Origin of the sequence: Lentzea sp. NBC_00516 (assembly GCF_036346835.1) — a bacterium.
GTDB classification, from domain to species: Bacteria; Actinomycetota; Actinomycetes; order Mycobacteriales; family Pseudonocardiaceae; genus Lentzea; species Lentzea sokolovensis.
On sequence record NZ_CP107840.1, the window covers coordinates 6,810,010 to 6,822,763 of the forward strand.

A 12,754-nucleotide genomic window follows, 5' to 3' on the forward strand; every position below is an offset into this window, starting at 1 on the left:
CTGCTCAGCTCTTGGTCTTGGCCGGAGCCTTCTTGGCAGCGGGCTTCTTCGCCGCCGCCGGCTTCTTGGCAGGAGCCTTCTTCTTGACCGGCCCCTTCGCGCGCTTCTCGGCCAGCAACTCGGCCGCGCGCTCGTCGGTGATCGACTCGACGCTGTCCGTCTTGCGCAGCGACGCGTTCGCCTCACCGTCGGTGACGTACGGGCCGAACCGGCCCTCCTTGATCACCATCGGCTTGCCGGACACCGGGTCGTTGCCCATCTCGCGCAACGGCGGAGCGGCGGCGGCGCGGCCGCGCTTCTTCGGCTCGGAGTAGATCTTCAGCGCCTCGTCGAGCGTGACCGTGAAGATCTGGCTCTCGTCGACCAGCGACCGCGAGTCCGTGCCCTTCTTCAGGTACGGGCCGTAGCGGCCGTTCTGCGCGGTGATCTCGGCGCCCGTCTCCGGGTCCTTGCCGACCACGCGCGGCAGCGAGAGCAGCTTCAGCGCGTCGTCGATCGTGACCGTGTCGAGCGACATCGACTTGAACAGCGAGCCGGTGCGCGGCTTCGGCGCCTTCTTCGGGGCCGTGCCGTTCTCGGACGGCTCTGGCAGGACCTCGGTCACGTACGGGCCGAAGCGGCCTTCCTTGGCCACGATCTCGTTGCCCGAGACCGGGTCGGTGCCGAGCGAACGGCCCTCCTGCGGCGTCGAGAACAGCTTCTCGGCGATCTCGTTGCTCAGCTCGTCCGGCGCCAGGTCGTCCGGCAGGTTCGCGCGCTGCGCGGTGCCGTCGACGTCGCGCTCCAGGTACGGCCCGAAGCGGCCGACGCGCACGACGACCGTGCGGCCCTCGGAGTCGCTGAACAGCGGGATCGAGTTGACCTCACGCGGGTCGATGTCCTCGACACCCGTGCCGACCAGCTTCTTCAGGCCGCCGGAACGGCCGATCGAGCCGTCGGGGCCGACGCTGCCGCCGAAGTAGAACCCGGACAGCCACGTCGTGCGCTGCTGCCTGCCCGCGGCGATGCCGTCCAGCTCGTCCTCGAGCGCGGCGGTGAAGTCGTAGTCGACGAGCCGGCCGAAGTGACCCTCCAGCAGCCCGACCACGGCGAACGCCACCCAGGACGGGACCAGCGCGGCGCCCTTCTTCCACACGTAGCCGCGGTCCTGGATGGTGCTGATGATCGACGAGTAGGTGGAGGGACGGCCGATGCCGAGCTCCTCCATCGTCTTGATCAGCGACGGCTCGGTGTAGCGCGAGGGCGGCGAGGTGGTGTGACCGTCCGCGGACAGCTCCGCGATCGTCAGGTCCTGGTCCTTGACCAGCAGCGGCAGGCGCGACTCCGCGTCGTCCGACTCGCCACCGGCCTCGGCGTCGACGGTCTCGACGTAGGCCTTGAGGAAGCCGGCGAACGTGATCGTGCGGCCGGACGCGGCGAACGTGACGTCCTGGCCCGTCGCGGCGCGGCCCTGGATGCGGATGCTGGTCGTGTTGCCCCGCGCGTCGGACATCTGGGACGCGATCGTGCGCTGCCAGATCATCTCGTAGAGCTTGAACTCGTCCGAGTCGAGCTCGGCGGCCACCTGACCGGGCGTGCGGAAGACCTCTCCCGCCGGCCTGATCGCCTCGTGGGCCTCCTGCGCGTTCTTGACCTTGCGCGTGTACTGGCGAGGCTGCGGCGAGACGTACTGAGCGCCGTAGAGGTCCGTGGCCTGCGTGCGGGCCGCGTTGATCGCGGTCTCCGACAGCGTCGTGCTGTCGGTACGCATGTAGGTGATGTAGCCGTTCTCGTACAGCTTCTGCGCCGTGCGCATCGTGCGGTCGGCGGAGAACCGCAGCTTGCGGCCCGCCTCCTGCTGCAACGTCGAGGTCATGAACGGCGCGTACGGCTTGCGCGTGTACGGCTTCTCCTCGACGGAGGCGACCTTGACCGGCGCGTTCTGCAGCCCGGCCGCGATGGCACGGGCCTGCGCCTCGTCCAGCACGACGACGTCGGACTTGCCGGTGAGCTTGCCGTCCGAACCGAAGTCACGGCCCGTGGCGAGACGCGTGCCGTCGACGGCGACGAGACGCGCACCGAACTGACGCGGCGCGGCGTCGGCACCGGCGTCCATCTGCGCGGAGATGTCCCAGTAGCTCGCTGAGACGAACTTCATCCGCTCGCGTTCACGTTCCACGACCAGACGCGTCGCCACGGACTGCACGCGGCCGGCCGAGAGCTTCGGCATGACCTTCTTCCACAGGACCGGGCTGACCTCGTAGCCGTAGAGACGGTCGAGGATGCGGCGGGTCTCCTGCGCGTCGACCAGGTCCTGGTCGAGGTCACGCGGGTTGGCCGCGGCGGCCTGGATCGCGGACTCGGTGATCTCGTGGAAGACCATCCGGCGGACCGGGATCTTCGGCTTGAGCGTCTCCAGCAGGTGCCACGCGATGGCTTCACCCTCGCGGTCACCGTCTGTCGCGAGGTAGAGCTCGTCGACGTCCTTCAACGCTTCCTTGAGCTCGGTGACCAGCGACTTCTTGTCGGCGGAGATCACGTAGAGGGGCTCGAAGTCGTGGTCGACGTCCACGCCGAGCCTGGCCCAGGCCTGACCCTTGAACTTCGCCGGAACGTCAGCGGCACCGCGCGGCAGGTCCCGGATGTGTCCCCTGGAGGACTCCACGACGAAGTTGGCGCCGAGGTACGAGGCGATCTTGCGCGCCTTCGTGGGCGACTCGACGATCACAAGCCGTCGAATGTTGCCGCCCTCTCCTCCGCTGCTCTTTTTCGTCCGTGTCGATCCAGCCACTCGCCGTCCCGCTCTCTTCCAAACCCGGTTCCCAGGCCCGCCAGTGTTGCCCAGCGTCGGCCGAAAAGCACACCATCCGTCATGTCTCCGCGACGCCCGTACGACGAGACAGAGTGACACAACCATGCCGGACGGCCCGCTCAGGCCGCCGGCCAGGTGCTCATCGCCACTCCCTGAGGAGGGCTTCCGACCAGCTCAGCGAGCCGTGCCAGCCTTCGTCGGCCGGTTACCCGCAACGCCGGTGCACCTATCAGGGTGCACGGAAGTCCCGATGCGAGCAGCGCATTTTGCAACGGTGCGTGTGTCTGCGGCGCGTTGGGGTCCAAACCGAGCACGTACGCGGACTCCATCCAGCTGCCCGCCGCCAGCGCCCAGACGCGCAGCACTGCTCCGTTCAGCTCGAAGTCCGGCGGCACGGTCTTGACGGATCCGTCCAGCCAGCGGGCGGCCAGAGGGGTGAGATCGGTGCGGAACGGCGTGCGGACGAAGTGCGTGCCTGCCTCGTTCACGCACAGCTCTGTGGTGACGCCACGGTCGGCGCAGGCCTGCTTGAGAGGGCGCAGTCGCCACTCGTCGCGCAACTCGGTGTACACGCGGGCGGCTGTACCGCGCGCGAAGCTGACGGCCTGACCCGGCCCGCAGAGGAAGCCGGCGAGGTCCGCCTTGGCCGGGGTTCTAGCCTCGGCCGAGAAGAAGGACAGCTGCCCCACCACGGCCCACAGGGTAGAACAGACGTTCGAGTGTGACCAGTGTTGTAGTTGTGACTACGCCGGTCGAGCGATCACTGCTGACCGAGCTCCTGTCCCTTCGACCTGATCTCCGAGCACGGTGCCGACTTGCCTATCGCCGCTGCGTACTTCGGCCGCTTCTGCAGTTCCTGGAAGGTGGCGCGGAGATCTTCCGGGCTGGTCACGACGTTCGTGTCGGCCAGCACCTTCTCGGCGCCTTCCAGGAACTCGGCATTCGGTTCCAGCGCCTGGACGGGAGCCTGCGCGTCGCCGTACGACTTCGCGGACTCCGTGACGAACTCGACCAGCCGTTCGTGCACGTCCTTGAGGTCGTCGTCGGGTGCGCCGAGCTCCTTCAGCTTCTTCTCGGCGGCGGTGAACGCGGCGGTGTTGGACGAGACGAGTTTCACGTACCCGTCCTTGACCGCGGCGACGTTCGCCGGATCCTGTTTGCGCAGCTCAAGGCCAGCTTCCATACCCGGAAGGACACCGCCGCAGAACGCGTCCACCCACTGCCGCTGCGCGTCGGTGATCGGCTCGTCCTCGGCGGAACCGCAGGCGGTCAGCACGACGGCACCGGTCAGCAGGGCAGCGAGCAGACGTGTCCTCATCGGGCCTATTTTGCTCCGGCCAGTGCCTGCCAGTCCGTGCACACCTTGTTCGAGCGGAACGCCGCGGTGTACTTCGGGGTCTCCACGATCTGCTTGAACATCAGGTCCGCGTTCTCGCGGCCCGCACTCGTTCCACTGCTGGCCATGACCTGCTCGTACCGCTCGGGGAACACGTCGTCGGCCGCCAGCGCGTTCAGCCTCGTGAACGCGTCGTCGAAGCCCTTGGCCCGCTCGCGCACCGCCTTGATCAGACGCTCGTGGGGGTTCTGCACGTCCGACCCCAGCGGGCCGAGCTTCTCCAGCCCGTCCGCGATCATGCGATCCGACGCCGCAGCCGTCGAGGCCCAGCCCACCACGGCCGTCTTCACGGCGCCCATGCCCTGTGCGGCTTTGCCCTGGATGTCCCGCCGCGCGATCTCCGCGACGCCCATCGGACCGCAGTAGGCCTCGAACCAGGCCACCGGATCGGCGCCTGGCACGTCCGCCGTCGTGGTGGTCGTGGGTGTGGCCTGCTGGACCGGAGCAGGTGGCGGTGTGCCGCAAGCGGTGATCGCGGCGGCGCTCAGCACGGCCGCGACCAGGCGAAACGTCGTCACTTGCCGAGCATCTTCCCGAGCTTGGTGCGCATCTCGGTGCACTCCGGCGCTTTCGCGACGGCGTCCTTGAGCTTCGGGTCCGCGTCGAGCTTCTTGATCTGGTCCGAGAGCTTCGACGGGTCCGCGGCGTCGCCACCGACCTTCTCGACCTGCTCCATGAAGTCGGGCGCGGTCGCGTCGATCTTGCCGATCTGCTCGCGGACCGACACGTACTCCTTGGCGCCGTCGCCGAACATCTTGACCAGCTCGTCGTGCATGGCCTGGTGCTCGGGGCCGGGCGCGCCGACCTCCTTGAGCTTCTTCTCCGTGTCGGCCATGGCCTTGCCACCGGTGTCGAGCAGCTTGAGCATGCCCTCCTTGATCGCGGCCGGGTTCTGGGCGTTGGCCGCGACGACGGTGATGAGCTCGATCGCGCCCGTGAGCACCGGCGTGGTGCCGGCGCAGAACGCGCCCGCCCACTTCACCGGGTCGGCGCCGGTGGCGGTGGTCGTCGTGGTCGTGGGCGCGGTGCTCTGCGTGGACGGCGCGGCGCTGGTGCCGCAGCCCGTCACGGCGAGGGTGAGGCCTGCGCAGGCAGCAGCTATCGACAAACGTGCGTTCACGGTGAAATCCCCCAGGAAATGACTAACCGGACCGCCGAACAGTACACGTTCGGGCGATCCGGTCAGCCGGGCTTTCCGCTCGTCAGGAAGTAGGAGGAGACGTCTGAAGACCCTTGCAGTTGTTGGCTTTCTGCGCGGCCGTGGCCAGTCCCGTCTCGTCGAACTTCTTCTGCACGTCGGCACCCGCCTTCTCCAGTTCGCTCGCCCTGGCGACCATCTCGGTGAAGGCGGTGATGGCCTGGGTGGCGTCGGTCGAGGCGTCGAGCTTCGACCTGGTGTCGGCGAGCAGGGTCCTGATCTGGCCCATGCCGTCCTGCGCGGCGGTGGCCAGCTCCTTCGACTTCGGGTGCGGGCCGTTCTCCAGGCCCTTGAGGTCCGAGATCGACTTGTCGACCGCGGCGACCTTGGTGCCGAGCCAGTCGGAGAGACCCGTCTTGAGCTTCGCCGGGTCGCTCATGTCGATCGGTGGCTCGTCGGACATGGCCTTCGTGGTGCCTTCGACGGCACCGCAGACCTTGTCCATCCACGCCACGACGTCGGCCTCACTGGCGGTGGGCGAGGCCGACGTGGACGAACCTCCGCTGCTGCACGCGGTGATCGCGAGCAGACAGCACGTCAGAACTGCGAGGACTGTGCGGCGCATGGGCCGGAAGTTACTCCGGACGGTCCCGCTCAGCTCGTCGGCGTGATGTTGAGGCGCTGCATCGCCTGGCACTGCTGCGCGGACTGCGTGGCCTTCTGCAGCTCGGGAACGTCCTTGAGGTCGCGCAGCGGGTCGGCGAGCTCGGAGAGCTTGGCGATGGCCTCTCCGGCGGCCTGGAGGCCTCCGTTGGCGTTGTTGGCGTCCGCCTGCTCGACCTTGGTCTTGGCGTCGGTGAACACGGCACCGAGCGAGGTGAACGTCTCGGACATCTTGTTGACGGCCGCTTCACCGCCCGCGACGGGCGACGGGCCGACGTTCTTGAGGCCCTCCGCCGACTTGGTGAAGGCGTCGGCGAGCTGGCCCATGTACGCGGCCATGTCGGCCTTGAGCTTGGCGGAGTCGCCGGCGTCGAACTTGGGGGCCGTCTTCTCGATCTTGGCGAACTCGGACGCGGCGCCGCACACCTTGTCCATGTAGGCGACGGCCTCGGGGCTGGCCGCGCCGCTGGTGGGCGTCGATGAAGTGCCGGAGTTGCCGCCGGTGGTGCACCCGGCCAGCGCAAGGGTGGCAACAGCGGCAGTGGCGACGAGGCTGCGCCTCATGTCGTAACTCCTCGGTCGGGGTACGTCGGGGGAAGACCCGAACGTACCCCGACCAGAGGTGGATCTACGCGGCGCCGTTGCTCACGGTCTCCGCGGGACTGTCCGCGATCGAGGTGCCTCGACGCTTGGACACGACGACCGCACCGACGATGATCAGCGTCGCGACCAGCGCGATCGCGATCCGGATCGGGTCGGACGCGCTGTCACCGATGGAGAAGGTGACGATGGCGGGCGCGATCAGCACCGAGACCAGGTTCATCACCTTGATCAGCGGGTTGATGGCCGGGCCGGCGGTGTCCTTGAACGGGTCGCCGACCGTGTCGCCGATGACCGTCGCGGCGTGGGCGTCGGAGCCCTTGCCACCGTGGTTGCCGTCCTCGACCAGCTTCTTGGCGTTGTCCCAGGCACCACCGGAGTTGGCCAGGAACACCGCCATCAGCGTGCCGGTCGCGATCGCACCCGCGAGGTAACCGGCCAGCGGGCCGACGCCGAGGCCGAAGCCGACGGCGACCGGGGCGAGCACGGCCATCAGACCGGGGGTCGCGAGCTCACGCAGCGAGTCCCTGGTGCAGATGTCGACGACGCGGCCGTACTCCGGCTTCACCGAGTAGTCCATGATGCCGGGGTTCTCGCGGAACTGGCGGCGCACCTCGAACACGATGGCACCGGCAGCGCGCGTCACGGCGTTGACCGCGAGGCCCGAGAACATGAACACGACAGCCGCGCCGATGGTGATGCCGACGAGGATGTTCGGGCTGAACACCAGGTTGGTGAACGACACGGGCAGATCGCCCGCGACGTTGCCGACCTTGGCGATGGCCTGCTCGATCGCGTCGCGATAGGAGCCGAACAACGCCGTCGCGGCGAGCACCGCCGTCGCGATCGCGATGCCCTTGGTGATGGCCTTGGTGGTGTTGCCGACCGCGTCGAGCTCGGTCAGGATCTGCGCGCCCTCGCCGTGCACGTCGCCGGACATCTCGGCGATGCCCTGCGCGTTGTCCGAGACCGGGCCGAACGTGTCCATCGCGACGATGACGCCGACGGTCGTGAGCAGACCACAACCGGCGAGCGCGATCGCGAACAGCGAGACGATGACCGAACCGGACAGCAGGAACGCGCCGTACACGGCGGCACCGATGACCAGCGCGGTGTAGACGGCCGACTCGAAACCGACCGAGATACCGGACAGGATCACCGTGGCCGCACCGGTCAGCGAGGTCTTGCCGACCTCCTGCACCGGCTTGTGCTCGGTGCCGGTGTAGTAGCCGGTCAGCCAGAGGATGACGCCGGCCAGCACGATGCCGATGATCACCGCGACGGACGCGATCAGCGCCGGGTTGCCGCTGGTGGCCTTGACCGTGTCACTGATGCCGTTGAGGTCCGCGAAGGAGCTCGGCAGGTACGTGAACGCCGCGATGGTGCACAGCACCGCGGAGATGACCGCAGAGATGTAGAAGGAGCGGTTGATGGCCGCGAGGCCGTTCTCGCCCGCCTTCGCCTTGGTCGTGTACACACCGATGACCGCGGTCAGCACGCCGATCGCGGGGACGATCAGCGGGAACAGCAGACCCTGCACGCCGAACGCGGCGGTGCCGAGGATCAGCGAGGCGACGAGCGTCACGGCGTAGGACTCGAAGAGGTCCGCGGCCATGCCGGCGCAGTCACCGACGTTGTCGCCCACGTTGTCCGCGATGGTGGCGGCGTTGCGGGGGTCGTCCTCGGGGATGCCCTGCTCGACCTTGCCGACCAGGTCGGCGCCGACGTCGGCGGCCTTGGTGAAGATGCCGCCACCGACGCGCATGAACATCGCGAGCAGCGCGGCACCGAAACCGAAGCCCTCCAGGACCTTCGGGGCCTGACCCGCGTACACGAGCACGACCAGCGCGGCTCCGAAGAGACCGAGGCCGACCGTGGTCATGCCGACCACACCACCGGTGCGGAACGCGATGCGCGTCGCCTTTTCGCGACCGCCTTCTTCGTTCGCGGCGGCGGCGACACGCACGTTGGCGCGCGTGGACAACCACATGCCCAGGTAGCCGATAGTCGCCGAGAACGCGGCACCGACGATGAAGAACAAAGATCGGCCGATTCGCTCGGCCAAATCATCTGCCGGTAGCGCGAACAGCAGAACGAACACGATCACGACAAAGATGCCGAGCGTGCGGAACTGCCGGTTGAGGTAGGCCGCTGCGCCCTCCTGAACCGCCTTGGCGATGTCCTGCATCTTGGGGGTGCCCTGGCCCGCGGCCAGCACCTCCTTGAGCAGTACGTACCCGACGGCGAGAGCAGCCAGGGCGACCACGGCGACCACGGCTACGACGCCGCGATCACCCCCGGAGAGCTCAAGGCCCTCCGCGAGGAATTGCCGGGACATCCGTCCTCCTGGTGAGTTGCCATGTGCAGCGCCAAGGCAGTCCAGCCGCCCAGCGCGACGTGACGCATCCCTCATTGGATGCGATGAGCGGGGAGTCTAGGGGTTGGTTGCAACGAGGCAACGAAACGTCCCGATCCGTGCACACACCGTTATCTGCGCAGGAAGTCGAGCACGGCCCGGCCGGGACTGTCGGTGGTGTATGCGAAGCTCGGCCTCGTGGTGGATCAGGGACGCCGGTTGCTGGACCGCGTGCTGGCGGGAGTGCCCGCCGGGGAGTCACCCCTCACGCACGCGCGTGATCTGCCGTTGCGCCAGGCAGATCACGTGGAGTGGCCTGCGTGGACGGCCCTCCCGGTCGTCGAGGCGTTCGTCGAGACGGGTGTGCGCGAGCCGTGGCGGCACCAGGCGGAGGCCGCATCGCTGGCGTGGTCCGGGCAGCACGTGGTCCTCGCGACGGGCACGGCGTCGGGCAAGTCACTTGCCTACCAGTTGCCCGTGCTTTCCACTCTTTTGGCGGACACGAAGGCCACCGCGCTCTACCTGTCGCCGACCAAAGCCCTTGGCGCGGACCAGCTCCGATCGCTCGAGGAGCTGGGGATCAAGGGGGTGCGCGCGTCGGCCTACGACGGTGACACCCCGATGGCCGAACGCGACTGGGTCAAGGCGCACGCGAACTGGGTCTTCACCAACCCGGACATGCTGCACCGCGGAATCCTTCCGCAGCACCCGAAATGGCTGCGGTTCTTCCGCAGGCTGAAGTACGTGGTGATCGACGAATGCCATTCCTATCGTGGCGTTTTCGGTTCGCACGTGGCGTTGTTGATGCGCCGGCTGCGAAGGGTCGCCCGCAAATACGGCGCGGATCCGATCTTCGTATTGGCATCGGCCACAGTGGCTGATCCTTCTGGGTCGGCTCAGCGATTGCTCGGCGTTCCCGTTTCCGCTGTCGTGGACGACTTTTCGCCGCGTGCGTCGCGCACGGTCGCGTTGTGGGAGCCCCCACTGACCTCTCTGGAGGGTGAGAACGGCGCTCCCGTCCGGCGCTCGGCGGGCGCGGAGACGTCGCGGATCCTGGCCGACCTGGTGATCGAGGGCGCACGCTCGCTCGCCTTCGTGCGCTCGCGTCGTGGCGCGGAGCTGACGGCGATGGGAACCCAGCGGATCCTGTCCGAAGTGGACGGTGAGCTGCCCGCCAGGGTGGCCGCCTACCGGGGCGGGTTCCTGCCAGAGGAGCGGCGGGCGCTGGAGAAGGCGCTGTCCACTGGCGACCTGCTCGGCGTCGCGACCACGAACGCGCTGGAGCTCGGCGTCGACATCGCCGGGCTGGACGCGGTGGTGGTGGCCGGTTTTCCCGGCACGCTGGCGTCGTTCTGGCAGCAGGCGGGCCGTGCGGGCCGATCAGGGGACAGTGCGCTGGTCGTGTTCGTGGCGCGCGACGACCCGTTGGACACGTACCTGGTGCACAACCCGGCCGCGGTGCTGGACAGACCGGTCGAGGCGACGGTGCTGGACCCGTTGAACCCGTACGTGCTGGGGCCGCAGCTGGCCTGCGCGGCGTCCGAGATGCCGTTGACGCCGGCTTGTCTGGACGACTTCGGCGGACCGCTCGCGGAGGCGGTGCTCGCCGAACTGGTGGCGGAGAAGCTGCTGCGCAAGCGGCCTGCCGGGTGGTACTGGGCGTCGCACGACCGGCCGCACGCCGGGGTGGACATCCGCGGTTCCGGCGGCGATCAGGTCGCTGTCGTGGAGTCGGACTCCGGCCGGATGCTCGGCACGGTCGACCCGGGATCCGCCTGCTGGCAGGTGCATCCCGGCGCCGTGTACCTGCACCAGGGGCGGGCGTACGTGGTCGACGAGCTCGAGCTGGACAGCGGGCTCGCGATGGTCCACCGCGAGGACCCGGAGTGGACGACGCAGCCACGTGACTGCGTGGACATCACCGTGGTGCGCGAGATCGAGAGCACCGACTTCGGCGGGGTGTCGGTGTGCCTGGGCGAGGTGGAGGTGACGACGCAGGTCGTCGGCTACCTGCGGCGACTGCCGTCCGGTGTGGTGCTCGACCAGATCCCGCTGGACCTGCCGGAGCAGACGCTGCAGACCCGTGCGGTCTGGTACACGGTCGACGAGTCGCTGCTGTTCGACGCGGGCGTGGAGGCGAAGCGGATCCCCGGCGCCCTGCACGCCGCCGAACACGCGGCGATCGGCCTGTTACCGCTGTTCGCGACGTGCGACCGGTGGGACATCGGCGGCGTGTCGACCGCCGTGCACCCGGACACGGGGATGCCGACGGTGTTCGTGCACGACGGCCATCCCGGCGGCGCGGGCTTCGCTGATCGAGGCCACTCGGCGTTGCGGGCGTGGCTCTCGGCGACGCGGGCGGCGATCAGCGCCTGTGCGTGCCCGATGGGCTGCCCGTCGTGCGTGCAGTCGCCCAAGTGCGGCAACGGCAACGATCCGCTGGACAAGGCCGGTGCCGTGCTCGTGCTGGACGTCGTGCTGGGCAAAATCGCCTGACCGGGTGGTCTGCGCCTGACTACGGTGGCGTGGTGAACGCATGCAGCTGCAACGCCACCGACCGGACCCGTCGCGCCCAGCGCGGCTGAGTCCGAACGCTCCGCCGCGCCCGTCCCCTACTGGCCACGGGTTCATTGGAGTCTGCCTTGTTCACCCCTTTCGCTGATCTGAACGCGCTTCTCGCCGACCTCGTCTCGTCCGTGCGCGAGATCCTCGGCCCCACCTACGTCGGCGCGTACCTCCAGGGCTCGTTCGCCCTGGGCGCCGGTGACCTCCACAGCGACTGCGACTTCATCGTCGCCTGCACCGAGCTGCCGTCCGGTGCCGCACTCGACGGGCTGCGGCGGCTGCACGACGACATCCCGACCCGTCCCGGCCGCTGGTCGACGGAGATCGAGGGCTCGTACGCCGACGTGGAGTCGCTGCGCTCGGTGGCGGGCCTGGGAGTTCCGTGGCTGTTCAACGACCACGGCACGAGGACCTTGGTGTGGGACCTGCACTGCAACAGCCCGCACGCGCGCTGGATCCTGCGCCACCACGGCATCGTGCTGGACGGCCCGCCGATCACGTCACTGGTCGACGAGGTGCCGGCTTCCGCTCTGCGCTCGTCGATGCGTGCCGAACTGCCGCACGTGCTGACCGGCATCACGGAGTGGGCGCCGATGGGCAACGCCTGGACGCAGCGCTACATCGTCTCGGCCTACTGCCGCACGCTCTACACCATCCACACGGGAGAGGTGGAGTCCAAGCGCGGCGCCCTGCTGTGGGCAAAGAAAATGCTCGATCAGCGGTGGCACCCGCTGATCGAGCAGGTCCTGCAGGACCGGAACCTCGGCTGGCACGCCGACGCGGTTCCGCGGCCCGGATCCATGGAGGAGACCTTCGCCTTCGCTTCCTACGCGGAAACTCTCCAGCTCTAGGTCTACCAGTTTTCCGTGGGGCGCGGCGGGGGCTCACGGGTACCCCCGCCGCGCTCTCCACGTGCCGAACACTGTGTTCCCGCCTGCTACCGCTTCGTGACCGGATCCGTTGGAACATCGGTGGAATCTGGTTCGTTCGTCTCGACAGGACACGCGGGAGGCGACGGTGTCGACTGTCTGCTGACGAACTCCGGGGAGGAGCCGGCTTCACCGACCGCGGCAGAGCTGGCGCCCTGCCACTAACGTCCTCGGTCCGGTCACTGTTGCGGGAGGCTGTCCTTCGGGGTGCGTGTTCGGCTTTTTCGCCCGGTCCTCCGATCACCCCCGACGTGCGGGGTGCGGGGGCCGATCATCGGATCGGGCTTGGTGGAACGGCCGTGCAGGGCATCGCCTT

At 68.5% G+C, this 12,754-nt stretch carries 10 protein-coding genes; 2 read left to right on the forward strand and 8 right to left on the reverse strand.

Annotated elements, in window-relative coordinates:
* Positions 1-4: 4 nt before the first annotated feature.
* The 8 genes from topA to OG205_RS30940 form a co-directional block, all read right to left on the reverse strand.
* Positions 5-2,770, reverse strand: coding sequence for a type I DNA topoisomerase (gene topA / locus OG205_RS30905; protein ID WP_330271497.1), 2,766 nt, complete (start codon positions 2,768-2,770; stop codon positions 5-7).
* Between the two features lie 140 nt (positions 2,771-2,910).
* Positions 2,911-3,483 (reverse strand): hypothetical protein, encoded by a 573-nt coding sequence (locus OG205_RS30910; RefSeq protein ID WP_330271498.1) that lies wholly within the window; start codon positions 3,481-3,483, stop codon positions 2,911-2,913.
* A 68-nt stretch (positions 3,484-3,551) separates the two neighbouring features.
* Positions 3,552-4,109, reverse strand: a complete 558-nt coding sequence (locus tag OG205_RS30915; RefSeq protein ID WP_330271499.1) for a hypothetical protein — start codon at positions 4,107-4,109, stop codon at positions 3,552-3,554.
* Positions 4,110-4,114: 5 nt separating this feature from the next.
* Positions 4,115-4,705 (reverse strand): hypothetical protein, encoded by a 591-nt coding sequence (locus tag OG205_RS30920; protein ID WP_330271500.1) that lies wholly within the window; start codon positions 4,703-4,705, stop codon positions 4,115-4,117.
* A complete protein-coding gene (locus OG205_RS30925; protein ID WP_330271501.1) occupies positions 4,702-5,307 on the reverse strand; it encodes a hypothetical protein in 606 nt (201 codons plus the stop codon). The genes OG205_RS30920 and OG205_RS30925 overlap by 4 nt, the downstream gene beginning before the upstream one ends.
* Positions 5,308-5,389: 82 nt before the next feature.
* Positions 5,390-5,950, reverse strand: a complete 561-nt coding sequence (locus OG205_RS30930) for a hypothetical protein (protein ID WP_330271502.1) — start codon at positions 5,948-5,950, stop codon at positions 5,390-5,392.
* Between the two features lie 29 nt (positions 5,951-5,979).
* Complete coding sequence (locus tag OG205_RS30935) at positions 5,980-6,552, reverse strand: hypothetical protein (protein WP_330271503.1); 573 nt, start codon at positions 6,550-6,552, stop codon at positions 5,980-5,982.
* A gap of 64 nt (positions 6,553-6,616) precedes the next feature.
* A complete protein-coding gene (locus OG205_RS30940) occupies positions 6,617-8,926 on the reverse strand; it encodes a sodium-translocating pyrophosphatase (RefSeq protein WP_330271504.1) in 2,310 nt (769 codons plus the stop codon).
* A 192-nt stretch (positions 8,927-9,118) separates the two neighbouring features.
* Here OG205_RS30940 and OG205_RS30945 point away from each other — a divergent pair, with 192 nt between their 5' ends.
* Complete coding sequence (locus OG205_RS30945) at positions 9,119-11,440, forward strand: DEAD/DEAH box helicase (protein ID WP_330271505.1); 2,322 nt, start codon at positions 9,119-9,121, stop codon at positions 11,438-11,440.
* A 146-nt stretch (positions 11,441-11,586) separates the two neighbouring features.
* The gene (locus OG205_RS30950; protein ID WP_330271506.1) at positions 11,587-12,360 is read left to right on the forward strand and encodes an aminoglycoside adenylyltransferase domain-containing protein; all 774 of its coding nucleotides are present in this window, start codon (positions 11,587-11,589) and stop codon (positions 12,358-12,360) included.
* Positions 12,361-12,754: the final 394 nt, after the last annotated feature.

Excerpts from the sequence above, each read along its gene's own strand:
- OG205_RS30915 (WP_330271499.1), bottom strand. The coding sequence starts at position 4,109 with ATGAGGACACGTCTGCTCGCTGCCCTGCTGACCGGTGCCGTCGTGCTG.
- OG205_RS30930 (WP_330271502.1), bottom strand. The coding sequence starts at position 5,950 with ATGCGCCGCACAGTCCTCGCAGTTCTGACGTGCTGTCTGCTCGCGATC.
- OG205_RS30940 (WP_330271504.1), bottom strand. The coding sequence starts at position 8,926 with ATGTCCCGGCAATTCCTCGCGGAGGGCCTTGAGCTCTCCGGGGGTGAT.
- OG205_RS30935 (WP_330271503.1), bottom strand. The coding sequence starts at position 6,552 with ATGAGGCGCAGCCTCGTCGCCACTGCCGCTGTTGCCACCCTTGCGCTG.